This window comes from Microcystis sp. M049S2 (assembly GCF_020245625.1).
Lineage (GTDB): Bacteria > Cyanobacteriota > Cyanobacteriia > Cyanobacteriales > Microcystaceae > Microcystis > Microcystis ichthyoblabe_A.
Window position 1 is genome coordinate 26,524 of sequence record NZ_JADBUN010000035.1, and the last position, 21,195, is coordinate 47,718.

Annotated in this window: 30 protein-coding genes and 1 pseudogene; 17 read left to right on the forward strand and 14 right to left on the reverse strand. The window is 44.0% G+C overall.

Going from position 1 to position 21,195, the window contains the following annotated elements; genetic code table 11:
* Positions 1-116: 116 nt before the first annotated feature.
* Positions 117-533, reverse strand: a complete 417-nt coding sequence (gene atpC, locus IM496_RS02890) for an ATP synthase F1 subunit epsilon (RefSeq protein ID WP_002735380.1) — start codon at positions 531-533, stop codon at positions 117-119.
* A 74-nt stretch (positions 534-607) separates the two neighbouring features.
* Entirely contained in the window at positions 608-2,056 is a 1,449-nt protein-coding gene (atpD, locus tag IM496_RS02895; RefSeq protein ID WP_194014005.1) for a F0F1 ATP synthase subunit beta, read from the reverse strand.
* A gap of 606 nt (positions 2,057-2,662) precedes the next feature.
* Here atpD and IM496_RS02900 point away from each other — a divergent pair.
* A complete protein-coding gene (locus IM496_RS02900) occupies positions 2,663-2,806 on the forward strand; it encodes a hypothetical protein (RefSeq protein ID WP_194014007.1) in 144 nt (47 codons plus the stop codon).
* Positions 2,807-2,857: 51 nt separating this feature from the next.
* Here the strand turns inward: IM496_RS02900 and IM496_RS02905 are convergent, their stop codons facing one another.
* Positions 2,858-5,245, reverse strand: coding sequence for an ATP-dependent Clp protease ATP-binding subunit (locus IM496_RS02905; RefSeq protein ID WP_287661187.1), 2,388 nt, complete (start codon positions 5,243-5,245; stop codon positions 2,858-2,860).
* 162 nt (positions 5,246-5,407) lie between these two features.
* Positions 5,408-5,707, reverse strand: a complete 300-nt coding sequence (locus tag IM496_RS02910) for a hypothetical protein (protein WP_194014011.1) — start codon at positions 5,705-5,707, stop codon at positions 5,408-5,410.
* Between the two features lie 171 nt (positions 5,708-5,878).
* Here IM496_RS02910 and IM496_RS02915 point away from each other — a divergent pair, with 171 nt between their 5' ends.
* Genes IM496_RS02915 through IM496_RS02925 form a run of 3 tightly spaced genes read left to right on the forward strand, consistent with a single transcriptional unit; the run spans position 5,879 to position 6,789 of the window.
* Positions 5,879-6,163, forward strand: a complete 285-nt coding sequence (locus tag IM496_RS02915; RefSeq protein WP_194014013.1) for a helix-turn-helix domain-containing protein — start codon at positions 5,879-5,881, stop codon at positions 6,161-6,163.
* 29 nt (positions 6,164-6,192) lie between these two features.
* Positions 6,193-6,522 carry a DUF6883 domain-containing protein gene (locus tag IM496_RS02920; RefSeq protein WP_194014015.1) on the forward strand — a complete coding sequence of 110 codons (330 nt, stop codon included), beginning with the start codon at positions 6,193-6,195 and terminating at the stop codon, positions 6,520-6,522.
* Between the two features lie 6 nt (positions 6,523-6,528).
* Positions 6,529-6,789 (forward strand): DUF4926 domain-containing protein, encoded by a 261-nt coding sequence (locus tag IM496_RS02925; protein ID WP_002774162.1) that lies wholly within the window; start codon positions 6,529-6,531, stop codon positions 6,787-6,789.
* A 63-nt stretch (positions 6,790-6,852) separates the two neighbouring features.
* On the opposite strand, the gene IM496_RS02930 is transcribed toward IM496_RS02925, so the two are convergent.
* Positions 6,853-7,062, reverse strand: a complete 210-nt coding sequence (locus IM496_RS02930) for a BrnA antitoxin family protein (protein WP_228009492.1) — start codon at positions 7,060-7,062, stop codon at positions 6,853-6,855.
* Positions 7,049-7,360, reverse strand: coding sequence for a BrnT family toxin (locus IM496_RS02935; protein WP_061430167.1), 312 nt, complete (start codon positions 7,358-7,360; stop codon positions 7,049-7,051). The genes IM496_RS02930 and IM496_RS02935 overlap by 14 nt, the downstream gene beginning before the upstream one ends.
* A 458-nt stretch (positions 7,361-7,818) precedes the next feature.
* Between IM496_RS02935 and IM496_RS02940 the strand changes: the two genes are divergently transcribed.
* The gene (locus IM496_RS02940) at positions 7,819-8,697 is read left to right on the forward strand and encodes a hypothetical protein (protein WP_287661189.1); all 879 of its coding nucleotides are present in this window, start codon (positions 7,819-7,821) and stop codon (positions 8,695-8,697) included.
* A gap of 155 nt (positions 8,698-8,852) precedes the next feature.
* Here IM496_RS02940 and IM496_RS02945 read toward each other — a convergent pair whose 3' ends face one another.
* From IM496_RS02945 to IM496_RS02955, 3 genes are all read right to left on the reverse strand, one after another.
* Positions 8,853-9,041 (reverse strand): hypothetical protein, encoded by a 189-nt coding sequence (locus IM496_RS02945; protein ID WP_104396182.1) that lies wholly within the window; start codon positions 9,039-9,041, stop codon positions 8,853-8,855.
* Positions 9,042-9,113: 72 nt separating this feature from the next.
* Complete coding sequence (locus IM496_RS02950) at positions 9,114-10,025, reverse strand: hypothetical protein (RefSeq protein WP_061430168.1); 912 nt, start codon at positions 10,023-10,025, stop codon at positions 9,114-9,116.
* A 91-nt stretch (positions 10,026-10,116) separates the two neighbouring features.
* Complete coding sequence (locus tag IM496_RS02955; protein WP_147069581.1) at positions 10,117-11,070, reverse strand: branched-chain amino acid ABC transporter permease; 954 nt, start codon at positions 11,068-11,070, stop codon at positions 10,117-10,119.
* A gap of 199 nt (positions 11,071-11,269) precedes the next feature.
* Between IM496_RS02955 and IM496_RS02960 the strand changes: the two genes are divergently transcribed.
* Both IM496_RS02960 and IM496_RS02965 read left to right on the forward strand, forming a co-directional pair.
* Positions 11,270-11,461 carry a hypothetical protein gene (locus IM496_RS02960; protein WP_194018325.1) on the forward strand — a complete coding sequence of 64 codons (192 nt, stop codon included), beginning with the start codon at positions 11,270-11,272 and terminating at the stop codon, positions 11,459-11,461.
* 285 nt (positions 11,462-11,746) lie between these two features.
* The gene (locus tag IM496_RS02965; protein WP_012265686.1) at positions 11,747-12,319 is read left to right on the forward strand and encodes a manganese efflux pump MntP; all 573 of its coding nucleotides are present in this window, start codon (positions 11,747-11,749) and stop codon (positions 12,317-12,319) included.
* 17 nt (positions 12,320-12,336) lie between these two features.
* Here the strand turns inward: IM496_RS02965 and queC are convergent, their stop codons facing one another.
* From queC to IM496_RS02985, 4 genes are all read right to left on the reverse strand, one after another.
* On the reverse strand, positions 12,337-13,035 hold the full coding sequence (gene queC, locus IM496_RS02970) for a 7-cyano-7-deazaguanine synthase QueC (RefSeq protein WP_193961533.1): 699 nt from the start codon (positions 13,033-13,035) through the stop codon (positions 12,337-12,339).
* A complete protein-coding gene (locus tag IM496_RS02975; RefSeq protein WP_002789279.1) occupies positions 13,035-13,397 on the reverse strand; it encodes a hypothetical protein in 363 nt (120 codons plus the stop codon). The genes queC and IM496_RS02975 overlap by 1 nt, the downstream gene beginning before the upstream one ends.
* Positions 13,394-13,711, reverse strand: a complete 318-nt coding sequence (locus IM496_RS02980; protein ID WP_194018402.1) for a hypothetical protein — start codon at positions 13,709-13,711, stop codon at positions 13,394-13,396. Before IM496_RS02980 ends, IM496_RS02975 begins: the two co-directional genes overlap by 4 nt.
* 334 nt (positions 13,712-14,045) lie before the next feature.
* Positions 14,046-14,663 carry a 7-carboxy-7-deazaguanine synthase QueE gene (locus IM496_RS02985; RefSeq protein WP_194017988.1) on the reverse strand — a complete coding sequence of 206 codons (618 nt, stop codon included), beginning with the start codon at positions 14,661-14,663 and terminating at the stop codon, positions 14,046-14,048.
* Between IM496_RS02985 and IM496_RS02990 the strand changes: the two genes are divergently transcribed.
* From IM496_RS02990 to IM496_RS03015, 6 genes and pseudogenes are all read left to right on the forward strand, one after another.
* Entirely contained in the window at positions 14,640-15,197 is a 558-nt protein-coding gene (locus IM496_RS02990; protein ID WP_002781770.1) for a Ycf51 family protein, read from the forward strand. The genes IM496_RS02985 and IM496_RS02990 overlap by 24 nt on opposite strands.
* A gap of 19 nt (positions 15,198-15,216) precedes the next feature.
* The gene (locus tag IM496_RS02995) at positions 15,217-16,326 is read left to right on the forward strand and encodes an iron-containing alcohol dehydrogenase family protein (protein ID WP_002750186.1); all 1,110 of its coding nucleotides are present in this window, start codon (positions 15,217-15,219) and stop codon (positions 16,324-16,326) included.
* Between the two features lie 294 nt (positions 16,327-16,620).
* Positions 16,621-16,823: pseudogene (locus IM496_RS03000) on the forward strand (type II toxin-antitoxin system HicA family toxin).
* Positions 16,823-17,032: a type II toxin-antitoxin system HicB family antitoxin gene (locus IM496_RS03005; RefSeq protein ID WP_002750184.1), complete on the forward strand. Its 210-nt coding sequence runs from the start codon at positions 16,823-16,825 to the stop codon at positions 17,030-17,032. Before IM496_RS03000 ends, IM496_RS03005 begins: the two are co-directional and overlap by 1 nt.
* Positions 17,033-17,072: 40 nt before the next feature.
* A complete protein-coding gene (locus IM496_RS03010) occupies positions 17,073-17,153 on the forward strand; it encodes a type II toxin-antitoxin system HigB family toxin (RefSeq protein WP_287661205.1) in 81 nt (26 codons plus the stop codon).
* A 4-nt stretch (positions 17,154-17,157) separates the two neighbouring features.
* The gene (locus IM496_RS03015) at positions 17,158-17,379 is read left to right on the forward strand and encodes a hypothetical protein (protein WP_194017990.1); all 222 of its coding nucleotides are present in this window, start codon (positions 17,158-17,160) and stop codon (positions 17,377-17,379) included.
* 188 nt (positions 17,380-17,567) lie between these two features.
* Here the strand turns inward: IM496_RS03015 and IM496_RS22275 are convergent, their stop codons facing one another.
* Positions 17,568-17,612, reverse strand: coding sequence for a helix-turn-helix domain-containing protein (locus IM496_RS22275; RefSeq protein WP_110980728.1), 45 nt, complete (start codon positions 17,610-17,612; stop codon positions 17,568-17,570).
* A gap of 89 nt (positions 17,613-17,701) precedes the next feature.
* Between IM496_RS22275 and IM496_RS03020 the strand changes: the two genes are divergently transcribed.
* From IM496_RS03020 to IM496_RS03035, 4 genes are all read left to right on the forward strand, one after another.
* Entirely contained in the window at positions 17,702-18,835 is a 1,134-nt protein-coding gene (locus IM496_RS03020; RefSeq protein WP_287661192.1) for a HetZ-related protein 2, read from the forward strand.
* A gap of 168 nt (positions 18,836-19,003) precedes the next feature.
* Positions 19,004-19,162: a hypothetical protein gene (locus IM496_RS03025; RefSeq protein ID WP_002776561.1), complete on the forward strand. Its 159-nt coding sequence runs from the start codon at positions 19,004-19,006 to the stop codon at positions 19,160-19,162.
* A 2-nt stretch (positions 19,163-19,164) separates the two neighbouring features.
* Positions 19,165-20,697, forward strand: a complete 1,533-nt coding sequence (locus IM496_RS03030; protein ID WP_287661193.1) for a cryptochrome/photolyase family protein — start codon at positions 19,165-19,167, stop codon at positions 20,695-20,697.
* 154 nt (positions 20,698-20,851) lie between these two features.
* The gene (locus IM496_RS03035) at positions 20,852-21,193 is read left to right on the forward strand and encodes a translation initiation factor (RefSeq protein ID WP_002802447.1); all 342 of its coding nucleotides are present in this window, start codon (positions 20,852-20,854) and stop codon (positions 21,191-21,193) included.
* Positions 21,194-21,195 lie beyond the last annotated feature (2 nt).

Sequence of the window (21,195 nt, forward strand, 5' to 3'; positions counted from 1 at the left end):
ACAGTATTCACTGAAACCTCAAATCTGATAACTGATAACTGATAACTGAAAAAGAATCGGGTAGGTTTATATAAACCCGCCCGATTTTGCTTTAATTTAATTTGATTTGGTTGGGTTTAAACCGATACTAAACCGCCGGCGGCCTGGTATCTAGCGCGAGCTTTGCGCCATGATTGTTGCGCTTGGATAGTTTTGCGACGGTCATCCCCTTTACTGACTTCATCGAGACGAGTTTGGGCCCGTTCGTATTCGGCGCGAGCTTTTTCTTTATCGATTTTTGAGCCTAATTCCGCCCCATTAACGAGGACTTTGATCTCATTATTTTCGACTTCAGCAAAACCGCCCAAAACTGCGATATTTTCCCAGTCTTTCCCCGGTCGAATTCGCATTACGCCAATATTCAGGGCAGTTAATAAAGGAGCGTGACCGCTAAGAATACCTAATTGTCCCGTGGAACTGGGTAGGATTACTTCTTCGGCCACGTTATCCCAGACAATGCGATCGGGTGTAATAACCCGTACTGTAATGCTCATTGGTGATAATAACGATAATTTTGGCAGATTTCTGGGTTAAGTAACCGCGTTTAGCGGTTACTACTGACTTTTAACTAGCCTTTTTTGAGTTTTTCGCCTTTAGCGATCGCTTCATCGATATTGCCGACCATATAGAACGCTTGTTCGGGTAAGCTATCGAGTTCACCTTTGAGGATCATCTGGAAACCTTTGATCGTATCAGCGAGGGTAACGTATTTACCGGGGGAACCGGTGAACACTTCCGCCACGAAGAAAGGTTGCGAGAGGAAACGCTCAATTTTGCGAGCGCGGTCAACGGTGAGACGATCTTCTTCCGACAATTCGTCTAAACCGAGAATAGCGATGATGTCCTGTAACTCTTTATAGCGTTGCAGGGTAGATTGAACAGCGCGAGCGGTGCCGTAGTGTTCATCACCGACGATATCAGCTTGGAGCATGGTGCTGGTGGAACCGAGGGGATCTACCGCCGGATAGATACCTTTGGAAGCCAGACCACGGGATAGTACAGTAGTTCCATCCAAGTGAGCGAAGGTAGTAGCGGGAGCGGGATCGGTCAAGTCATCCGCCGGTACATAGACCGCTTGGATGGAAGTGATCGATCCTTCTTTGGTGGAGGTAATCCGCTCTTGCAGGTCGCCTACGTCAGTGCCGAGGGTAGGTTGGTATCCTACCGCAGAAGGCATCCGACCGAGGAGCGCCGATACTTCCGAACCAGCTTGCACGAAACGGAAGATATTATCAATAAATAAGAGTACGTCTTGCTTGTTGACATCGCGGAAATATTCGGCCATGGTCAAAGCGGAGAGACCGACGCGCATTCTCGCTCCGGGGGGTTCGTTCATCTGACCGTAAACGAGGGCGATTTTCGAGTCTTCGGGGTTATCAGCGTTGATTACCTTCGATTCGATCATCTCGTTGTAGAGGTCGTTTCCTTCGCGGGTTCTTTCACCCACACCGCCAAAAACCGAGACACCCCCGTGTTGAATGGCGATATTGTTGATTAATTCCATCATAATGACGGTTTTGCCCACACCAGCACCCCCAAAGAGGCCGATTTTGCCACCTTGACGGTAGGGGGTGAGCAGGTCAATCACCTTGATACCGGTTTCAAAAACCGTCGGTGTTACTTCAAGATCGACTAATTTGGGAGCGGGACGGTGAATAGGAGAGGTTTCGGTGACGTTAACCGGTCCTTTTTCGTCCACGGGTTCACCAAGAACGTTAAAAATCCGACCGAGGGTGCATTTACCCACGGGAACGCTAATCGCTGCGCCGGTATCGACGATATCCATACCGCGCACTAAACCATCGGTGGTACTCATGGCAACGGCCCGCACTTGGTTGTCACCGAGTAACTGTTGCACTTCACAAGTAACGGATAAATTTTGACCGGCGGAGTTGGTTCCTTTTACGGTTAAGGCATTATAAATACGGGGCAGGTTGCCACTGGGAAATTCGGCATCGATGACAGGACCGATGATCTGGACGATTTTACCAACGTTAGTTTCTGTTGTCGCTACCATTGTTTATGTCTACTCTGGGTTTTAGCTGATAACTCCCACAAGGGGAAAGTCTTAATTTTTTGTAAAATTAGCCAATACACAGCTTATCACGCTAGGGGATCAGATCAGTTATCAGTTATCAGTTACCAGTTACCAGTTACCAGTGATCAGATGTGAGTTTTCCGTGGACAGTCTAAGCAGTGATCGGTATTAAATGGCAATTTTCTGCTTACTGGTTGCTGATCACCGATAAAAAGTAAGGCAGGCTAAGGCCTGCCTTAAAACAAAGCGAGGTTGATCAACTTTGGGGATGCCGATGCAGTGGATGAAATTGGTTTTATACCATATATTGGCGATTATAGCAAGGGTTTTGCTGGTTGCATGGATTCAAATAAAAAATAATTTAAAGCTTGACCATAGAGTTGAGCCTATGTCTTGAGCCGCAAACACTATCTCCTGTCAAATTTTCAAGGGACAGCTTTACCGAGATGCACTCCCTTGTCTCAACTGTCCGGGAGAATTGTGCTGTAAGATATCCTCAGTTTCAATTGTTTAGGCTCGCAATCGTAGATGAGAATAAATTTCGGTAGCTTTTGCGGCAATCTCAGGAAATTAACGTTTAACTATATGAATTCTGGTAAAATTATCGCCATTATCACAGGAGCGATTTCGATTTTAATCGCCGTTGCCTATTTAATCCTAGTCCAGATTCTGGACTTTCGCACCGAGATGATTCCCGCTCCCCTAGAAGTTATTTTTCCAAGATGGTAAAAACCGGGGTTGAAAAATTTTCAACCCCGGAAAAAGCAATTTTTGAGGGGATTAACCCACTGGTTGTAACTGTAATTGCGAGAGAATATCGCTCTGCTCGGAGCGCTGATGACTAGAGACTGTCACCACACCGTCCGCAGTTACATCTAATAGCGCATGGTCTCCAGAATTGACTTTTCCCGATAACATCGCGACCGCTAAACTATCCTCTAAGCGTCGAGTTAAGGCACGACGTAAAGGCCGCGCACCGTAGCTAGGATCATAACCCTCATTGATGACCAAATCCTTGAAAGCGGCGGTAACTTCCACAGAAATTCCTTTTTCTGTCAATTGTTTGGCTAGATCTGCGATCAGAATATCGGCAATCTGGGTAACTTCTTCGCGAGTTAACTGTCGGAAAACAATGATTTCATCGAGACGGTTGAGAAATTCGGGACGGAAATATTGTTTTAACTCCTCTGTCACCCGATTAGAAATCTGTTGGTAACGCGATTGAGCAAAATCGTCAGCCATCTCGAATCCTAAGCTATTACCGCCTTTTTCGATGACTTTTGAGCCAATATTCGAGGTCATGATAATTAGGGTATTCTTAAAGTCCACCCGACGACCTTGGGAATCGGTCAAACGACCATCTTCTAACAGTTGCAGGAGAAGATTAAAAACATCGGGATGTGCTTTCTCGATTTCGTCAAACAAAACCACTCTATAGGGTTGACGACGCACTGCTTCCGTTAACTGACCGCCTTCATTGTAACCGATGTATCCGGGAGGCGCACCAATTAATTTAGAAACCGTGTGGGATTCCATAAATTCCGACATATCTAGGCGAATCATACTGGATTCCGAGCCAAAGAGTAACTTAGCTAAGGCTTTCGTTAATTCAGTTTTACCCACTCCCGTGGGACCGGCAAAAATAAACGAGGCAATCGGACGGTTAGGATTCTTTAAATTGACTCGCGCTCGACGAATAGCACGAGAAACGGCATTTACTGCCTCCTGTTGACCAATAATCCGCTCGTGCAGTTGATATTCCAGATTTAAGAGCGATTCCGACTCAGTTTCAGTTAATTGGGTAACGGGAATACCAGTCCAAGCGGCGACAATTTGGGCGATTTCCTCCGCATCCACCACCGGAATTAAAGATTCGGGGTTAATTAGGGGTGATTCTTCGCTAACCTCCGCAGGACTTTTACTTTGTAGGGAATAGCGTAGATGGGTGCGGGATCCCGCTTCATCGAGAAGATCGATCGCTTTGTCCGGTAAAAAGCGATCATTGATATAGCGAGAGGATAGATGAACAGCAGCTTCGATCGCTTTTTGATCGTATTTTACCTGATGGAAATCCTCGTAGGTGGCTTTTAAACCGCGTAAAATCTCGATCGCTTGCTCTTTAGTCGGTTCTCCCACCATAACTGGCTGAAAACGTCTTTCTAGAGCCGCATCTCGCTCAATATGCCGTTTATACTCATCGAGAGTGGTGGCTCCTAAACACTGTAACTCGCCGCGAGCTAAAGCAGGTTTAAGCAAGTTAGAAGCATCCATAGCTCCTCCCATGCTACCAGCACCCACAAGAGTGTGAATTTCATCGATAAACAGGATAATATTGCCCGATTTGCGAACTTCCTCCACAATTCCCTTTAAACGTTCCTCAAAATCGCCGCGAAAACGGGTTCCCGCCAGTAAAGACCCCATATCGAGGGCAATTACCTGTTTATCCTGCAAAAGTTCGGGAATATCGCCATTATGGATGCGTTGTGCTAACCCTTCAGCGATCGCTGTTTTCCCCACCCCCGGCTCACCCAGTAAAATCGGGTTACTTTTGGTACGACGGCCTAAAATTTGGACAACTCGCTCGATTTCTGGCTCTCTACCGATTACAGGGTCAATTTTGCCATTTTTGACCTCTTGGTTTAAATTGCGACCATATTGGGCTAAAATACCGTCTTGGGGAGTATTTTTCTGGTCTTCATAGTCACTCTTGGCCGTGAAGCGACCACTAGCGACTTTTTCCCCAGCATTTTTAATTAAAAGGCCGCGAAGTTTGATCAAATCAACACCCTGCATAATTAAAATTTTAGCGGCTAGGGATTCGGGATCGCTGGTGATAGCGAGTAATAGATGTTCAGGTGCGATCGCCTGTTCCCCTAATTGTCGAGCTTCCTGAAATGCTTGCTCGAACATCTTTTTCGCTTTTGGGGTAAAAGGGATATTAACGGGACTGTAACCGGTGCCGCGGCCGGTCATTCCTTCAATCAGGCGGCGACTTTCGTGCAGGGTGACTTTTAAATCCTTGAGAATTAAGGCTGCGGTGGCGGTGGCTTCTCCTATCAATCCTAACAGTAAATGCTCCGTACCGACGACACTGTGACCGGTACGACGGGCTTCTTCTTGGGCGAACATCACCGCTTTGATAGCTTTCTGGTTAAAGTATTCAAACATGATCGACGGCTTCCTGGCTACTGGGCTTTACTTGTTACTGTAACGTTTTCTTTACATTAGCCGGAAGGGGGATATCCGTATCAGTAGGGTGGGTTAGTCAGTGGTGAGCTTGGGCGATGCTTAAAATCCTTAACAAAAATTAAGGCTACTGGCAGTTATAACCTAACCCCTGTGCAACTGTCGCTCTACAAAACTAATGCAGAAATGATAATTATTGATGTACCATATAAGGCGCGATAACTGAGGACGTAAGGATTGAAAAGGCTGCCAGCCAAGTTTTTTCGAGCCGAAGGTGGGTCGGAGCCAGTCAAAGATTGGTGGAAAACTCTCAGCCGTGAAGATTGCCGGATTATTGGCAGCGATATCAAGGACGTAGAGTTTAGCTTTCCCATCGGCTGCCCCTGTGCCGTTCACTTTCCGGTTATCAAGACTTATGGGAGGTGCGGAGTAGGGGCAATTCATGAATTGCCCCTACGGGCAGACGCATCACGCGGGTCATCTTTTACATCAGCCGAGGGGAGATGATTCTGCCGCACGGCAACATCGGCGAAGTCCCAAAAACCCCAAAACGGGAAATCTAGTAGGGGCGAACGGCCGTTCGCCCCTACTAGCGCAAGAAGGAACAGGAAAAATATGACCGCTAACCCCCATACTGGCTCCGATTTCGATGCTTTTCTCAAAGAAGAAGGTCTTGAGGAGGACTGTAGTGCGGTGGCACTCAAACGGTTACGGTTGCGGCAGTTGGCTGAGGAGATGAAACGGATCTCTCTGACGAAAACGGAGATGGCGGCGCGGATGCAGACCAGTCGAGCGCAACTTGACCGCCTCCTCGACCCGGAAAAGACGGGCGTTTCTCTCGATACTATCCAACGGGCGGCTTCTGTGGTGGGCCGCCAATTGCGAATCGAGTTGCTCTGAGGGAAGTCAGAAAGTTCGGAGTGCCGCAGATGAAATTACCCAACGGGGAACTGGCAGAAATCTCGATGGAAAAACTGATTGGCTATTGCTTAAATCCAGAACATTCCAGAGGAAAAAATAAAGCCAGAGTCTTTCGCTCTCGTCTGGGAATAACTGCCGAGAACGCTGAGGTTTTGCGATCGCTCATCTCACAGGCTGCCCTGGAGGGGGAAGTTGTGCAACAAGCTGTCACGGAATTCGGCCAGCAGTTTAAAGTGGATTGGACGATACCAGAACGGGAAGAAACACAACTGCGAACTATCTGGGAAATCGGCTTAATTAATCCCAACCCTCGTCTAATTTCTGCCTTTATCAAGTGAAGTACCATGAAAGACATCAAACTCTTAGATACGGTTGCCATCCTCAACTCCGTCCCTCGGGAGCGATTGACTTTAGTTGAGCCAGATTATGAGGCTGTCCCCAGCTTGCCAAGCGGACAGGTGGGAACGGTGGTTGAGGTATATGAAAAAGGTTCGCGCTATCAATATTTAGTGGAATTTTCTGACAGTCAGGGGCGGGAATATGCGATGGCTATTCTGCCAGGCGATGAGCTTCTGGTCTTGCATTATGAACTGGAGGTGGCGTGAATTCTGCTTAAGGGAAAACACTTATGGCTCAAGTAAAAGTTTTCTATGAACTGGAAATCGCACTTAACAATTATGTTCTAGCATATATTTTTTTAGTACGGCATTAATTAAAGTCTGATATTTTTTGGGAAATTGCTGTTTATACCAAGCAACAACTGAGGGTTCAAGCTGCAGAGTTACAGGAACTTTTAGAGGAGAATTAACAGTAGCTTCTTGCCAAAATTCGGCATCAGTAGCAGGTACATCTGAATAATCTATATCAGAATCTTTCATCTGACCAAGGATATTTAATTGTTCCTCTCTCGACATACTCATAATAAATTCCCCTTTCCTCTGCATTAGCGCGTCTTGTAGATATAAGCCGTATTTTCTGTTCTCGTAGAGTGTACACTGCAACTAGGACAAATTCTCCTAAAAGTCCCAAAGCGATTAATCTTTCTTCGCCGTAGTCTCTGCGATTATCAGGTTTTGATATCCAGACTCCTGAAAAGATTTCCTTGGCAAAATTAAAGTCGATCCCGTGTTTTTCAATATTGATGTTGTTCTTTTGGTCATCCCACTCGAACTCCATCTTTTGACTCTAACTCCATAAACTAAGAAATTATACTGCGATCGCAAGCGATGTATAATACACCCTCCCAACTACCAAGATAACCTCTAAGTCTAGAAATCATGCCTACCGGGGAGATGCAAGACTTAACAACAGTTAATAAATAATTACCTAACAATGTTAGCGAAATTTTGAACCCTATTACCGAATCTGACACACCGCGCCACAATCCCTCACGGAAGGCGATAGGTCGCTTGAGAAGCAGTAAAACAGGGGAAAATACCTGAAACTCTTTCCCCTGTGAATCCCTAAGCGAGGGAGAAGAATATAAAGATTTATTAAATTGTAGCTTTTGCTACAGTTGTGGGGGGGGAGTGTGTATGCTTCTGCTATCTCCCTTTGGTGTTGGGTTGGGGTGTTGCTTGACCTGGCTGTGAGGGAGGCGATCAGAAGTAAATAATTTAGTGGGGTATTAACAAATGAAGATATTTTTTTCAGATCCTAAGAAAATAGGTTTAGTAGCTTTTTCAATTGCATATGCAACAACTTTAATGTATGGAGAAGCAGTATTTGGAGCGGCCGCTACCCCAGCAACTATTGGTGCGGCTTCATTGTCATTTGGTGCAGCTGCAACTATTGCTGGGGCAGGGGCTACAATAGCTGTTAAAAAAGAAGGTTGGTTTGCAACCGCTGTCGGTGGTGTAGTTGCTCTTGGGGGAGTTGCTGTTGGTTTAGCCGATCCTCCATCCGGTATTTTTTATTCTGGGACTTTTACTTATCATTACGACAGTAATGTTATGGAAATTTTAAACTCTGGGTGGCTAGGCTCGTGGGGAGCAGATCCAACTTTGCTTGCGCCGCCCGTGAATCCAGACCTCTGGGATGGACCAAATGGAGAGCCAACTATCATAACACTACAACAGCCGAATTCTAACCTTTCAGCAAGTATTGTAGATGATATACCAAATGGATTAAGGACTATTTCATTCGATTGGGGTTCTACTGGTCATCCAGAAGATTCACCAGATCCTTTTAACTTTTTTGCCACTACTTTTGAATTCAAAAAAACAGCGAAAATTACATACTTAGGTGACTTTACCGCTCCTCCTCCTACAGCAAATTTTTTTCTTTCTAACGATACTTTTAAATGTAGTATACCTACCTTACCACCGCCCGACGATACAATAATTAAGGAGTGTGGCAGACCAGTAACCTCGTATTTCCTCGTAACGGCAGTCCCCGATCCCTCCTCCATACTAGGTCTCCTCGCCCTCGGCACACTAGGCGCAGCTTCTACCCTCAAGCGCAAACTAAAACCCTCCCAATCCATCAAAAAAGAAACCACAAAAGTAGGCTAAATTGCCCACTAAAAATATGACAAATGCCCCCTTGATTCAGTCAGTTGAAGGGGTATTTTTTACATAACTCTCTCAATTTCCATAATTTCAAGGAGGATGGTTTATCCTTTCATCCGATATCTGCTACAATAGAGATACAGGAAATAAAATTTTTATCAGTAGGGTGGAAGTGGCGGTAAAACTCGTAGGTTGGGTTGACGCAAGGAAACCCAACAACTTCCCGGAATATTTTCACAATCTTGGTTGGGTTTCGCCTTTTGAGCCGATTGGTAATACCTGCTCAATAATAATAGCTCAATCCAACCCACGGCTAGAGCGTCTGAGGGAATGCTAGATTTGACCATGACAGTAACTCAGCAGACAAACTACCATCAGGATTTTGGCATGAAAATTCATGGCTTGAGCGGACTAAAACTTTAATCTTTTCTCAATCTTTCTAACAGTTCAGAGCGGGATAAATTCACTAAAGAAAGAAGTAACCCGGTGCGTTCTGAGATGGGAAGTTGGGCAATCTGTTCAACTAGACCAGACAATTCCGAATCTAGGGTTCCAAACCGCCCTTCCAGAAGACTAGCTATCAGCGAGAGTTGTCCCTCTAAAGTGCCTTCCTGTTTTCCTTCTATTTTCCAATCTTCTCGCTGTTTTAGATAGGCTGGTGATAGGTTCATGATGTCCTCCTGTTCCTCGCTACTTAAATTATCTCTCAATTCCAAATTCTTACGCCAGTTGGCTAGAATTTCTAACAAATTTTCTTTAAAAGAGTTATCTTCTGGCAATTGAACTAACTCTTCTACGGCTCTTTTTTGTGTTTCTCCTTTTCCTAAAACCCTCAACCATAAAGTGTCTTCACTCACTGGTAACTGGTGGATGGCAACGATTGCCACTTTGAGGAAGTCAGCTAAAAAGTAAACCCCTTTTAACCAATTCCTCTCATCGCTGTCAGCCCTGAATCCTTGAATCATTCTAGCTGAAAAGGTGGGGGTGAGAATCCATAAAACTGGCAATTCTGCGACCGTCAGAGTTTTGTTTGCCCGTTTCGCCTTTCTTAACAGGTCATTATGAACAGTATATAACTTTGATATACAACTGCGAATCTCTATTTCTGAGGGCGGGTTACGGAAAGGTTCAAACAAACAGGAAGTCGCCGCCATTTTTCCGAGTAAACCTAAAGGGAGTTCGGTCCTTGATGGTGAACTGGCCGGTTCAAACCAGACATCTATTTCTTGAACCTCACTTTTCACTTTCTTACTCTTTTTTATGGTTCCTAGAGGCGCTAACAGTTCCTCTAAATATTCCTTGGCAAATTGGTCGTGAATTTGGCGGGTCATTCTCGGAGATGACTGAGAATATAAAGGGGGATAAACTATCCTATTATATCATTAATTAAAAAGGAATCCAATCGACAACATTGATCCATGACTAGGAATCAAATTGACTAAGAGAGGAACGTCTTTTAAAAGGAATTAGTTTTTTGATTAATTCAGGTGTAATTAAGCCTTGCGGATAAAAAATTGTTCCCAAAACGATTAAAATTCCAAAAATAATCAAACGACCATCGCGCAAGAAATTCCCTAACCAAATTGGTAAACCATTCACGCCGCCGAGGGCGCGTAAAACTTCGGGCAAAGCAGTTAAAACAATGCCTCCCACCACGGGCCCGACAAAAGTTCTGGAACCACCAATTAAAACGAAAGCCAGGAAAATAATACTGGCATCAAAAGTTCCTTGACGGGAATTCCAAGTATTGAGAAAATGGGCGCTTACCGCTCCCACAACTGCCGCTAAAACTGCCCCGAAAGTGAAGGATAAAACCTTGTGATAGGTGGGATTAATTCCCATAGACGCAGCTGCCAATTCATCGGCACGAATGGCATTAAATGCCCGACCAATTTTGATGTTTTCTAACCGATAGAGAAACAGCATAGTTAGGAATAAGAGGGGCAAGGCCAGCCAAAGGTAGGCTAATTGAGTAGTGAAGGGTTGGGGAATGGCGAAAATACCAACCGCACCGCCAGTTATCTCGAGATTAAGGGCAATAATTCTCAAAATTTCTACCCAGGCGATCGTGGCAATGGCTAAATAAATACCTCGCAAACGGAGAACAGGAATACCTAAAACTATGGCTAATATTCCCGCAATAATGCCAGCAATTAACATTTCTAAAAAGACCAAAGCCAGGGGATAATTGCTGCCGGTATTAGTAAAAACTTGCGTGGAAAGAATGGCGGCCACATAACCGCCTAAAGCGTAAAAACCGGGGGTTGCTAAGGATAATTGACCGGCCATTAAGGGCAGATAAATTGAAATGCCTAATATGGACCCAAAGATCATTGAAACAATTAAAAAACCATAGGTGTTAAAAAAATCAGCCATATTTTCAGTGAGCGGTTATTGGGTGCTTAAGTTAGGGGAGTCAATTAGCTAATTTTATCACCGTTCTCTCCCACCTCATTCTCTGGTAATTCTCGAAATTATCATAATTTTTTACTTGGCACTTTTCCTATATGGTAGCGTTCGCCACCTTAAAAGCAGACGGGATGATCGATGATGGGAAAAAGTATCTTCTTTAACTTTGTCCTGGAAAAAATTCGGGGGAATTTATAAAACAGCAGCATTGGTTCCTCGGACTCCTACGGTTGAATTTCCCGATAAAATCACAGTAGCGGATGAAAAAGTCCTAGAAGCTGAGTATATCATCAATTTTACCCCAGAAGCGATCCATCAGGTGCAGGCGATCGGTGAGGAACCAGTAATGTGGTTTTAAACCTTTTCAATTCGATCCTCTCACTAATTAAGTAGCTGGTTATAATTAAATTAAAAATGGATTTTAGGTTCGATCCCCCCTGCCCCCTTGATAAGGGGGGTGCCGATCCCCCCTTAGTCCCCCCTTTAATCCCCCTTGATAAGGGGGGCATCTGACAACTTTTAACGCCTACCTACTTAGGTTAGAGAAATGATAGATAAATGAGAGGATCATGAGATAAATATGAAAGTTTTCTGGGTAAAAATTAGTTAAGATAAGGGGAAATTAAAGGATAAACAACTATAGATGTTTACTTCACTCGAACTTTTAACCACTTCCTTTGTTGCTGTGGGATTAGCCGCCGATGCCGTGGCCGTTTCTCTGACCAGTGGCCTGATGATTCGTCATATTCATGTTAATAAGGCTTTGAAAATTGCTTTGTTTTTTGGCGGATTTCAAGCAATTATGCCGATGATTGGTTGGGGTATTGGTCTAACTTGTCGCGATTTTCTTGCTTCTTTTGACCACTGGATCGCTTTTATTATTTTAGGAGCGATCGGCAGTAAAATGATCTACGAAGCTGTTCAAAATGATGACGAGGAAAAAAAATTTAATCCTCTAGATTCCTATACTTTAATCGGATTAGCGATCGCTACTAGCATCGATGCTTTAGTAGTTGGTTTGGGTTTATCGATGATTAAAACTCCCTTACTTTTAGCTTGCACTGTCATCGGTTCTATTACCTTTGCTTTATGTTTTATAGCTGTTTTTATCGGGCATAAATTCGGTAATTTATTTAGTCAAAAGGTGGAAATTCTCGGCGGTTTAGTTTTAATATTAATCGGCAGTAAAATCCTCATTGAACATTTAATTGCCTAGATTATCTCCATTTTTCACTATCGGCCTCCTTTTCCTGACTGTTTCAAGAAGGAAGTAGCTAATTCGGGATAACCAGCCTCAATTAAAGCCTGATCTCTGATGCGGCAGGAATCGCATAAACCGCAGGGTTCAACTTCTCCTTGATAACAAGACCAAGTATCAGCAATGGGAACCCCTAAACTAACGGCACGACGGACGATATCTACCTTACTATCCATCACCAAAGGGGCAATTAATTGGGGTGCTTTCCCTTCTAAACCCGCTTTCGATGATAAATTAGCTAAAGTTTGAAAGGCATCTAAATACTCGGGACGACAATCGGGATAACCAGAATAATCCACCGCATTAATTCCTAAATATATCGCCTCCGCTTCCCTTGCTTCCGCTAAAGAAAGAGCGATCGAAATAAAAACTGTATTTCTCCCCGGCACATAGGTAATCGGGATAATATCTGGGTTAATTCCCTCTTGGGGAATAGCTATAGATTGATCCGTTAAAGCGGAACCTCCCCACAAAGATAGATTGACTTCGATCAGATGATGTTCTTTAATATTGAGGAAATTAGCAATTTTTTTCGCCGCCGCTAATTCCCGCTCGTGTCTTTGTCCATAACGAAAGGAAAGGGCGATTAATTGATAACCAGCCGCTAGAGCGATCGCTGCTGTCGTCGCTGAATCTAATCCCCCGGAAAGTAAAATAATCGCCTTTTTTGTCATTACCCTAATGTCACCTGTGCTTGTTGATAATTAGCTACTAAGATAAATTGTTTGAGCCACCGCGAACCTAACAAAATCTCCTTAATTGCCTCCCCTGCAAAAACGGGAATTTCGTATTCCTGACCATCAATTCTTACTCTGCCTAAATATATATCAAAAAATGCTTCTCCTTGAGCGGTTATCAATTTATTTTGTCGCAAAAAACGCCAATCAAGACTGTCAGCATCTTGACTATTTATGGCTAAAAACTCGGTAAAACCCGTATCCAGCATAACTTCTGCGGGTAGAATCAATCCATCATCGCCAACTAAATCGATATCAAAATAAATTTGTCCTTTGGTTCCAAATCTCCCTTCAATCATATTCTGCCACTAACTCCAGTTTCATTAATGCCAAAAATATGATGGATTTTGTCGGGATATTTTGCCCTTGCTTTTTTACTGGCCACTTCTTGATCGGGATCGATAAAATAATCGCCGCTATCGGGTTCGATCGCAATGTACCAACCATAATAATATTTCATTAACCGGGGCTGTAAACTCTGAAAAATCGGCCAACAACGATGATAAAATTCTAATTGTCGGGCGCGATGTTTGGCCTTTTCTTCCTCTGTAGATTGCATCTCTGGAAAAACTCGACCACGACGCACTACTCGTTCAGAATTGTTGTTAGACATAGTATTTAACCTCTTGTTAGTAAATTAGGGATTGGGAATTATGAATTATGAATTATGAATTATGAATTGGGGAGATGGGGAAGTGGGGAGACCACTTCGTGCGCGTTGCGGGGGGAGATGGGGAGATGGGGAAGTGGGGAAGCGGGGAGATGGGGAGATGGGGAAGTGGGGAGATGGGGAAGTGGGGAGATGGGGAAGTGGGGAGAATAAATAAAAAGTAGTCTCCTGACTCCTGACTCCTGACTCCTGATAACTGACTCCTGATAACTGACTCCTGATAACTGACTCCTGATAACTGATAACTGATAACTGATAACTGATAACTGATAACTGACTAGCGGACTCCTAAAAACTTATGGGTTTGGAGACTGAGACGCCATTGGGGATGCCGGAGAACATAATTAAAGACTAACTCTTTGCTTTCCACTGTATTCCATTCGGGTTGTAGATATTTAATCACCCCTTCCGATAACTTACTTTCCTGCATAGCTGCCCAGTCTAAATCCTCTGGATTAGCCACGACAATTTTTAACTCATTTACCCGTGTATAAATACTAGGATCGGGCATTTTATAAGTTTTAGGAGAAAAAGTCACCCAATCGAAAACCCCAGTAAAAGGATGAGCGCCAGAAGTTTCTAAATGTACCCGTAAACCCTGATTTTTTAATTCCTTGGTCAAAGGATCAAGATTATGCATTAAAGGTTCACCCCCGGTAATCACCACCATAGCGGGGTTAGCCCCTTTTGCCATCTCTACCAATTCCCGCAGGGATTGTTGGGGATAACGGTGAGCATTCCAAGACTCTTTTTGGTCGCACCAAGGACAATAGACATCGCAACCTCCCAAACGGAGGAAAAAAGCATTGCTTCCCGTCCAAAAGCCTTCGCCCTGGACAGAATGGAAAGTTTCGACAACAGGATAGGTACAATGGTTTATGCTAACCGTTTTCATAGAATCAGTATTATAGAAAATATGGACATTCCCCTGAACTTTGCCAAATACACCCAATGGTCCGGTATTGCCACGCTGGTTTTTTTGGTACTCACGATTATCGCTTTTCTCGTCGGTTGGGGAATCCGCTTTCGTCTCGTCGGTGTCACTAGCTTTATGGCCGTGTTGACGGTGGGGATTTTCGGTCTTGGGTTAGGATTATTTACCCGTACCGAAATTCCTGGAGCGGTGAGATTCTCCCTTGTCTATGATAACGGAGCTAATCAAGCTGTTATCTCCCTGCCCAATACTGTTACTCCCGAGCAGGTGGAAGCAACCCTAAAACAAGCCGCTAGTGACTTGTTTTCCTCCGGTCGCGCCGGTGCTGGCGGTAATAATCAATTTATCATTAGCGCTCGCACTCTGGTTCACCCTCAGCCCGGTTTATCTGCTCCTTTGTACCTGGGACAGATTAAAAAATCCTTCTCCGCCCCGGGGGATAATACTCCTGAACTACAGCTTTTTCCCGAAAGTTTCGCTAAAATTAGCCAATAATCCTTGAGGTTGTCAAAAAATGTCCAATGCTGTCGCTGTTTTGCCCCTGTTAATCGCCCCCGCACAAGTGATTCGGGGTGACAATGCCCTAGAAGAATCCACCGGCAAGTTAGCGGATTTGGGCAAACGTCCCCTCGTGGTGGGCGGCGATCGCAATTTAGCTTTTTTGTCATCTCCCCTGAAAAATCTCACTCCTAGTTATCACAGTTACGCCCCCGATTGTTCGGAAAATTCCTTAGCATATTTAAAGGCATCTGTCAAGAGTCATGAGGCAGATTTTATCATCGGTGTGGGTGGCGGCAAGGCCCTCGATACGGCCAAATTACTCGCCCATCAGTGCCATTTGCCGATCGCCACGATTCCCACCTCCGCCGCTACCTGTGCCGCTTGGACAGCCCTATCTAACGTCTATTCTGACGCGGGGGCGTTTCTTTACGATCTGTCCCTAGCCCGTTGTCCGGATTTATTAATTCTCGATTACGGTATTATCCAAACTGCCCCGAAAAGAACCTTAATCGCCGGTATTGGCGATGCGATCGCTAAATGGTACGAAGCTTCTGTCAGTAGCGGTCACTCCACAGAAACCCTGATCATTGCCGCTGTCCAACAGGCCCGGGTTTTGCGGGATATTCTTTTCCAAAAATCCCCGGCAGCCCTGGAAAATATCGGCGGGGAGGACTGGAAACAGGTGGTAGATGCCACCGTTTTATTAGCCGGAGTAATTGGTGGTTTAGGGGGTGCTAATTGTCGTACCGTGGCCGCCCATGCAATTCATAATGGTTTAACCCATATTCCCGCTTGCCATCATGCCCTGCACGGGGAAAAAGTCGCCTACGGCATTCTCGCCCAATTGCGTCTAGAGGAAATAGTTTTGGGCAATCAATTGGCAGTATCGGCCCGGGGGCAACTAATCCAGTTTTATGAACAAATTGGTTTACCTAAATCCCTAGAGGATTTAGGATTAAGAGATGTTTCCCTTGCCCAATTGCGCCACGCGGCCGCAATTGCCTGTCAGCCTAATTCGGACATTCATCGTTTACCTTTTACGGTTTCCCCCGAACAAGTTATGGCGGCCATGGTTTCTACTACCACTGCCGATACGATCGGGCAGAAAGTTAAAGCTAATTAACGGGAATATTTTCGGGACTTATGGCTTTATCTGCTGCGGGTGAGTAGTGATTTTATTGTAGTGGTGATAGCTCAAACCTTTGCTTTGTTGGTCATTGTAGTCATGAATAAAGTACCCCCCTCAATTACAGGTTGGGTTGACGTAAGGAAACCTAACCTGGAGTGACCCTTCGGGGTGTTGGGTTTCGCTTAGACAATCGAATTGATACGTTTTCGACCCAGCATTGTTTCGCTCAACCCAAACTACGAGGACACGGCACTGCGAGGCGATGTGATTGTGTTAAAATCCAGAATCATGAAACTCAAACAAGTGATTAAAGTGTTAGAAGCGGATGGCTGGTATCTTGCTAGAACACGAGGAAGTCATAGGCAGTATAAACATCCCTCAAAATCTGGTACGGTAACGGTATCGGGGAAATCCAGCGTTGATGTTCCTTTCCTATTGGGACTCTTAAAAATATATGGCGACAAGCTCAAATTGAGGAGGACAAAATATAATGCGATATGCAGTCGTTATTGAAAAAGGAGAAAATAGCTATGGTGCTTATGTTCCCGATCTTCCCGGTTGTGTTGCGGTTGCAGAAACATTAGAAGAAGTTAAACAATTAATTGCTGAGGCAATAATTTTTCATTTGGAAGGCTTAAAAGAAGATGGATTAACTGTTCCTGAATCAGTGTCGATCTGTGAGTATGTAGATGTAGCTTAGGGGGTTCCAAGGTGTAAATAAGATTAGACTCATAGCAGCAATTCATTACAATCGACAAAAAGTTTATATTCGAGAAGTTTTAACTCATCCTGAATACAACAAAAACAAATGGAAGGAGTAAAAAAATGCCGACGATAGATCTAGAGAAAACACGGCAAGCCTGGACAAACTTAAAGCCAATACTCTTTATCCCTCGCAGCGAATCAGAATATGAACAATTAGTAATTATGTTAGATAATTTGATAGATGAAATAGGAGAAAATGAAAATCATCCTCTTGCTTTTTTAATGGAAATGTTGGGAATATTAATAGAAAATTATGAACAGGAAAATGTTCCTGAATTATAAATTAAAACAGTCCGTCCACAATCAAATCCATGAAGGGTAGGGGTGGTGCATTCCCAAATATTGGTTAACCTTGAAATTGTCATGTTTTCAGGGAATGCACCCTAGGCAGGGATGCGCACCGCAAAGCGGAACTCTTCGAGATCGCCCTAAATCCTGATCCGGCAAAAGACTTAATTGATTAGTTCGTTCTAGTCGGGTGTTGGGTAAAATCGGTAGCGATAGGCTTTCTCCATGGCTCAGGTTCTAGCATATATCGTGTAAATGCGCTAATATTCAAACTAAAGCCGTCCTCAAAAGACGGGGTTTGGAACTCAATTTTTCGATGACGACAATAATCGACGAGTTAAGGCAACAATGGCAAGATCGCCTCTCTCAAACAGAGGATTCCTTAACCGATCGCCAACGGGATACCATTATCAATTGGTTACTCGGTGAAGATAGCCAACGTTGGGAAAATTTAGACCAGAGAGATTTAGAAATCGCTAAACGGGGATTAGTCTATCTTTGGCAAATTCTGCGGCAACGCTATCTCAAGGTTAGTCCCACCCGCGCCTATCGTAACCTGATCGATCGTCTCGGTGCTTGTGTCACTCTCCGGCAAAAAATTCGCACTTGGGTTTCCTTAAGTCGCGATCGTCGGCAAGCGGTGGCCGATGTCTTGCAAGAAATTATTCAAGAGATGTTAAATAGCGATCGCTATCTGCAATCCCAGTTAGCATGGATCGCTCGTTGTACCAATGATCAAGCTACTCGCGATCGGCTTCTGTTAGCCACCCTAGAGGAATACGCTCTGCGTCCGATCCGCAATCAACCCCTGTTAGCCTATCGTTTTGTTAATTATCTCCGTCGTCAATCGAGAAGCGGTATCACTAATGTGCCTCGGCAAGAAATGATCAGGATTCTCTCCGATGAAATTAGTGGCGATGAGGGGGAAACTAGCTTAAGTTTACTGGATCAAAATGCGATCGCTACCTACGAAGATCAACGCACTTCCCAAGAAGCGCAAATTCAACGGGCAAAAGTTCAAGAGAGTTTTGCCAAGTATCTAGAGGAAAATGTTAGTCCGGAGGCGGTGACTTGGTTTAACCTCTATCTAGGGGGCGAAAGCCAAGATGCGATCGCCAAAGCGATGAATATTCCCATTCAACGGATCTATCGTCTCCGGGAAAAAGTTGGCTATCATGCGATTAAGGTTTTTGCCCTCAAGGAAGGGACAGAATTAATCGCTGAATGGTTAGAAATCAGCCCGAAAGAGCATAATTTTGGCTTAACTCTCAGTCAATGGCAAAGTTACTATGCTGGCCTTTCTCCCACGGGTAAAAGCGTTATCGAGGGCTTAAAAGCGGGTAAAACCCTTGAGGAAATCGCTGGCGAATTAAACTGTCAACGCACGCAAGTGGTCAAAGAATGGACGCAACTTTATCTAAGCGCCCAAAGTCTCAGGACAAAAACCTAATCAGTTATCAGTTATCAGTTATCAGTTATCAGTTATCAGATTTGAGTTTTAAGTTCACTGATTACTGTTTACCGATCACTGAAAAAAACCTCCCCACACCCCACACCCCACACCCCACACCCCACACCCCACAACCCATCCCCTTTTTGATTTTTGACTTCAAGAAATATGTGGATTATTAGCAAAAAAGTCGGGGTATTCACCCATTATTTAACCCCTACGGGGACATTTACCCCCAGCATTGATAAAGCCAGTAAATTTTCTGCTCGGGAAATGGCGGATATTATGGCTAAAAAATACGGCGGAATAGTCGAGGCAATGAAATAATTATGACCATTGGTATTTGGATTTTAGGGGATCAATTATGGACAGGACAAGCGGCCTTAGCTAATCGTCAAGCCTATTCACAGGAAACGCCAGTTATTTTAATTGAATCCCACAATCATATTCGACAAAGACCCTATCATCAGCAAAAATTAGTTTTAATCTGGTCGGCGATGCGTCATTTTGCCGAAGAATTAAAAACTTTAGGATGGTCTGTCACTTACGAAGTTGCTGAAGATTTTGAGCCGATTTTATCTGCTTGGATTAAACGATTAGGCATTAAAGAATTACAGATCATGATGCCTAATGATTTGCCCTTTCTTAGATTAATTAAAAATCTCAATTTAGACTGTGCTATAACCCTAATTGATAATAATCACTTTCTCTGGACAAGGACAGATTTTAATAATTGGGCTAAATCTCGTAAAAGACTATTACTAGAGGATTTCTATCGAGAAAGTCGCAAAAAATGGCAGATTTTAATGGAGAATAATCAACCCATAGGAGGACAATGGAACTTTGATAAACAAAACCGCAAACCGCCCAAGGATGGATTAAAAACTGCTGCTCCTCTTTGGTTTGAACCCGATGAAATTACCCTTCAGGTTATCGCTGATGTGGAAGCTTTAGATATTCCTAAATATGGAAAAATCAAACCTTTTCGCTGGGCAGTAACCCGCAGACAAGCTTTACAAGTCTTGGAGCATTTTATTACTAATTGTCTGCCCAACTTTGGACCATACCAAGATGCGATGGTAACGGGAGAAGAAACCCTCTGGCATTCCCTATTATCTCCCTATCTGAATCTAGGATTACTAACGCCGTTGGAAGTTATTCAATCGGCAGCAATTGCCTATAAAAAAGATAATTTAGCCCTAAATAGCATCGAAGGATTTATCCGTCAGGTGTTAGGATGGCGGGAATATATGCAGGGAATTTATCATTATCTGGGAGAAGATTACGCTAATCTCAATTGGTTTGAGCATCAACAACCCTTACCAGCTTTCTTTTGGGATAGTAACCAAACCGAGATGAATTGCCTCAAACAAGTATTATCACAGGTGGAAAATACTGGTTATGCCCATCATATTCAAAGATTAATGATTTTGAGCAATTTTGCCTTAATTTTTGGTTGCTCTCCCCAAGAGATTGAAAACTGGTTTCATAGTGTTTTTATCGATGCCTACGATTGGGTAATGCAGACTAATGTACTGGGAATGGGACAATTTGCCGACGGGGGAATTCTCGCTTCCAAGCCCTACGCCGCATCGGCCAACTATATTGATAAAATGAGTGATTATTGTCGGGGTTGTCTGTATAAAAAAAATGAACGAGTCGGGGAGTTTGCCTGTCCTTTTAACTTTCTTTACTGGGATTTTTTGGCACGACATCGAGAAAAATTAAAATCCCAAGGTCGAGTTAATATGATTTTAGGTCATCTCGATCGAATGTCGGCAGCTGAACTTAATCAAATGCGCTGCCAGTCCAACCAATTAAGAGCTATTAGCAGTCAGGATTTAGGAGTCAGGAGGAGATAGGGTGATAGGGTTTTGGGGTGATAGGGTGATAGGGTGATAGGGTGATAGGGTGATAGGGTTTTGGGGTGATAGGGTGATGAGACAACTTCCCCATCTCCCCACTTCCCCACTTCCCCACTTTCCCACAACCAAAACCCACTATGATAATTGCTATATGAGTAAATCAAAGGAAAAAAACCGGATTGCCTATCAGGAATTTGGAGATCAAAGCAATTCTCAGGCTTTTGAGCGTTCCATTCCCGAATTACCCCCGAATCAGCAGAATTTGCGAGTACAAACCTCCCGATCTGGTCGGGCGGGAAAAACCGTTACCATAGTTACAGGTTTTCAATGCCAAACCGAAACTCTGACGAAATTATTAAAACAGTTAAAAACTGCTTGCGGAACGGGTGGTACAGTGAAAGAAAATGCCATTGAGATCCAAGGAGATCATCGCCAAAAAATTCTACAAATTCTCATTGAATCGGGTTACAAAGCCAAAATTAGCGGAGGATAGCT

Coding starts and splice junctions, on each gene's coding strand:
- IM496_RS02985 (WP_194017988.1), bottom strand. CDS start 14,663: ATGAAAACGGTTAGCATAAACCATTGTACCTATCCTGTTGTCGAAACT.
- IM496_RS03035 (WP_002802447.1), top strand. CDS start 20,852: ATGAGTAAATCAAAGGAAAAAAACCGGATTGCCTATCAGGAATTTGGA.
- atpC (WP_002735380.1), bottom strand. CDS start 533: ATGAGCATTACAGTACGGGTTATTACACCCGATCGCATTGTCTGGGAT.
- IM496_RS02905 (WP_287661187.1), bottom strand. CDS start 5,245: ATGTTTGAATACTTTAACCAGAAAGCTATCAAAGCGGTGATGTTCGCC.
- IM496_RS02980 (WP_194018402.1), bottom strand. CDS start 13,711: ATGTCTAACAACAATTCTGAACGAGTAGTGCGTCGTGGTCGAGTTTTT.
- IM496_RS03015 (WP_194017990.1), top strand. CDS start 17,158: ATGCCGACGATAGATCTAGAGAAAACACGGCAAGCCTGGACAAACTTA.
- IM496_RS02945 (WP_104396182.1), bottom strand. CDS start 9,041: ATGGTCAAATCTAGCATTCCCTCAGACGCTCTAGCCGTGGGTTGGATT.
- IM496_RS02990 (WP_002781770.1), top strand. CDS start 14,640: ATGGTTTATGCTAACCGTTTTCATAGAATCAGTATTATAGAAAATATG.
- IM496_RS02965 (WP_012265686.1), top strand. CDS start 11,747: ATGTTTACTTCACTCGAACTTTTAACCACTTCCTTTGTTGCTGTGGGA.
- IM496_RS02910 (WP_194014011.1), bottom strand. CDS start 5,707: ATGAATTGCCCCTACTCCGCACCTCCCATAAGTCTTGATAACCGGAAA.
- IM496_RS02995 (WP_002750186.1), top strand. CDS start 15,217: ATGTCCAATGCTGTCGCTGTTTTGCCCCTGTTAATCGCCCCCGCACAA.
- IM496_RS02920 (WP_194014015.1), top strand. CDS start 6,193: ATGAAATTACCCAACGGGGAACTGGCAGAAATCTCGATGGAAAAACTG.
- IM496_RS02925 (WP_002774162.1), top strand. CDS start 6,529: ATGAAAGACATCAAACTCTTAGATACGGTTGCCATCCTCAACTCCGTC.
- IM496_RS02935 (WP_061430167.1), bottom strand. CDS start 7,360: ATGGAGTTCGAGTGGGATGACCAAAAGAACAACATCAATATTGAAAAA.
- IM496_RS02950 (WP_061430168.1), bottom strand. CDS start 10,025: ATGACCCGCCAAATTCACGACCAATTTGCCAAGGAATATTTAGAGGAA.
- IM496_RS02900 (WP_194014007.1), top strand. CDS start 2,663: ATGAATTCTGGTAAAATTATCGCCATTATCACAGGAGCGATTTCGATT.
- IM496_RS02915 (WP_194014013.1), top strand. CDS start 5,879: ATGACCGCTAACCCCCATACTGGCTCCGATTTCGATGCTTTTCTCAAA.
- IM496_RS02940 (WP_287661189.1), top strand. CDS start 7,819: ATGAAGATATTTTTTTCAGATCCTAAGAAAATAGGTTTAGTAGCTTTT.
- IM496_RS03025 (WP_002776561.1), top strand. CDS start 19,004: ATGTGGATTATTAGCAAAAAAGTCGGGGTATTCACCCATTATTTAACC.
- IM496_RS03020 (WP_287661192.1), top strand. CDS start 17,702: ATGACGACAATAATCGACGAGTTAAGGCAACAATGGCAAGATCGCCTC.
- IM496_RS02930 (WP_228009492.1), bottom strand. CDS start 7,062: ATGAAAGATTCTGATATAGATTATTCAGATGTACCTGCTACTGATGCC.
- IM496_RS02975 (WP_002789279.1), bottom strand. CDS start 13,397: ATGATTGAAGGGAGATTTGGAACCAAAGGACAAATTTATTTTGATATC.
- IM496_RS03005 (WP_002750184.1), top strand. CDS start 16,823: ATGCGATATGCAGTCGTTATTGAAAAAGGAGAAAATAGCTATGGTGCT.
- atpD (WP_194014005.1), bottom strand. CDS start 2,056: ATGGTAGCGACAACAGAAACTAACGTTGGTAAAATCGTCCAGATCATC.
- queC (WP_193961533.1), bottom strand. CDS start 13,035: ATGACAAAAAAGGCGATTATTTTACTTTCCGGGGGATTAGATTCAGCG.
- IM496_RS03030 (WP_287661193.1), top strand. CDS start 19,165: ATGACCATTGGTATTTGGATTTTAGGGGATCAATTATGGACAGGACAA.
- IM496_RS02955 (WP_147069581.1), bottom strand. CDS start 11,070: ATGGCTGATTTTTTTAACACCTATGGTTTTTTAATTGTTTCAATGATC.